The following is a 2,588-nucleotide window of genomic DNA, read 5'->3' as shown; positions in this document are numbered from 1 at the left end:
CTGTATCGCTGAGGCCGAGGCCGAAAAGAAGTGTCGCAGAACCGCGACGGTTCACGGCCGACCTCAGCGCATACCCGCTATGCTTCAGCCGCATTCGCGTGCAATCCTCTCCCTCAGAGCCGCCCCTGTCGGCGTCCTTCAAGGGAGGAACTTCATGTATCAGGCAGCCATCGACAAGATCGCCGCGCGTGGACTTATCCGCGAAAAATATGGGAACTTCATTGGCGGCAAGTGGGTCGCGCCCGTCGAAGGGCGCTACTTCGACAATCCGAGTCCCATCACCGGCAAGCGGCTGTGCGCGATCCCCCGCTCTTCCGCCGCCGACATCGAACTTGCGCTTGACGCGGCGCATGCGGCCAAGGACTCCTGGGGCAGGACGTCGGTCGCCGACCGCTCGAACATCCTGCTCAAGATCGCCGACCGTATGGAGTCCAATCTCGATCTCCTGGCGCTCGTCGAAACGCTCGACAACGGAAAGCCGATCCGCGAGACGACCCACGCCGACCTGCCGCTATGCGTCGATCATTGGCGTTATTTCGCCGGCGCGCTCCGCGCCCAGGAGGGCTCGCTCAGCGAGATCGACCACGACACGGTCGCCTATCACTACCATGAGCCGCTCGGCGTCGTCGGCCAGATCATCCCCTGGAACTTCCCGCTGCTGATGGCGGTTTGGAAACTCTCCCCCGCGCTCGCCGCCGGCAATTGCGTCGTCCTCAAGCCGGCCGAACAAACACCGCTCGGCATTCTGGCGCTGATGGAACTGATCGGCGATCTGCTGCCCGCTGGCGTCCTCAACATCGTCAACGGGTTCGGCATCGAGGCCGGCAAGCCGCTCGCCCAGAGCAAGCGCATCTCGAAGATCGCCTTCACCGGCGAGACGACCACCGGCCGGCTCATCATGCAGTATGCGTCGGAGAACCTGATCCCGGTCACGCTCGAGCTCGGCGGCAAGTCGCCGAACATCTTCTTCGAAGACGTGATGCAGGCCGACGACGAGTTCTTCGACAAGGCTCTCGAAGGCTTTGCGATGTTCGCGCTCAACCAGGGCGAGGTCTGCACCTGCCCGAGCCGTGCGCTGATCCAGGCGTCGATCTACGACAAATTCATGGAGCGCGCCGTCGCCCGCGTGCGGAAGATCAAGCAGGGCCACCCGCTCGACATGTCGACGATGATCGGCGCCCAGGCCTCGTCAGACCAGCTCGAGAAGATCCTCTCCTACATCGACATCGGCCGCGGCGAAGGCGCGCAATGCCTGACCGGCGGCCATCGCGCGAATCTCGAAGGCGAACTCGCCAGCGGCTACTATGTCGAGCCGACCGTCTTTGCCGGCAGTAACAAGATGCGCATCTTCCAGGAAGAAATATTCGGGCCGGTCGTGTCGGTGACCAAGTTCAAGGACGAAGAGGAAGCGCTCGCCATCGCCAACGACACGCTCTACGGCCTCGGAGCCGGCGTGTGGACCCGCTCCGGATTGCGCTACTATCGCATGGGCCGCGGCATCCACGCCGGCCGTGTGTGGGTCAACTGCTATCACGCCTATCCCGCTCATGCGGCGTTCGGCGGCTACAAGCAGTCGGGCTTCGGGCGCGAGACCCACAAGATGATGCTCGACCATTATCAGCAGACCAAGAACCTGCTGATCAGCTACTCGACCAAGGCGGTCGGCTTCTTCTAAAGCCTTCGCCCTGGCGCGGCGCCCCCGGAACCGGGGGCGCCGGCCTCGGCCGAGCCGCGGTAGACGCCCGCGGTTACAAATATAGGGAGGCGACGCCGATGGTTGCGCGCGTGCTCATCACCGACGCTGCGGCGGCAATGGTGGAAAAGCTCAGAGGCCAGCATGGCCCGTTGATGTTCCATCAGTCGGGCGGCTGCTGCGACGGCTCGGCGCCGATGTGCTACCCGGCCGGCGAGTTCAAGGTCGGCGGCCAGGACGTGCTGATCGGCGAAATTGCGGGCTCCCCCTTCTACATCGGGGCGGCCCAATTCGAATATTGGCGTCACACCCAGCTCATCATCGATGTCGTGCCCGGGCGGGGCGCGGGCTTCTCGGTCGAGGCACCCGAGGGGGTCCGCTTCCTCACCCGCAGTCGGGTCTTCACCGACGAGGAGGCGGAGGGGCTCGCGGCGGATGGCGAGCCACCGCGGGGCGGCCGGTGATGAAAGTCAAACGCTTGGCGCCCGAGCCAAGAGGTCCAAAAAAGGGCGGACTCGGGAGTTCCGACACGACGTGGGGCAACGTACCGTTTTTCAAGATGCCGGACGCAACGGATGCCCTGTTCGGTCCTGAAACGCGCAAGCCTCGCTTGAACTTCGTCCTCCCCGTCGCAGCCGACGAACAGGTACAGCGCGCCCCCCGGGGGCTTGACAGCCTGCTCCAGCTTCCCCAGCCGGTGTCGTAGTCGAGCCTTCATGATGCGTCCCCGTTGGCTGCAGCAGCATCCTCCAACTTCTGGAGGCGCTCTACCGCGAGCCGGAGTGCGGTCATGTTTCCGCCGAGCGCCCTCTCGATGCATAGGGTCGTCAGCTCGCGCCACAATGAGGGGCGAGATCACCCCCGCCGACGCCGCCGATTTGTCGCGCCCGCTCGC

2 protein-coding genes are annotated in these 2,588 nt (G+C 64.6%); both read left to right on the top strand.

Annotated features, from left to right (window positions below):
• Positions 1-154: 154 nt before the first annotated feature.
• A complete protein-coding gene (gene adh, locus ACLP25_RS27400; protein WP_442472263.1) occupies positions 155-1,675 on the top strand; it encodes an aldehyde dehydrogenase in 1,521 nt (506 codons plus the stop codon).
• 98 nt (positions 1,676-1,773) lie between these two features.
• Entirely contained in the window at positions 1,774-2,157 is a 384-nt protein-coding gene (locus ACLP25_RS27395) for a DUF779 domain-containing protein (RefSeq protein ID WP_442472262.1), read from the top strand.
• The last annotated feature ends 431 nt before the right edge of the window (positions 2,158-2,588 follow it).

This window comes from Roseiarcus sp. (genome assembly GCF_052145395.1).
GTDB lineage: Bacteria > Pseudomonadota > Alphaproteobacteria > Rhizobiales > Beijerinckiaceae > Roseiarcus.
This window is presented reverse-complemented; position numbering and strand designations above follow the sequence as displayed.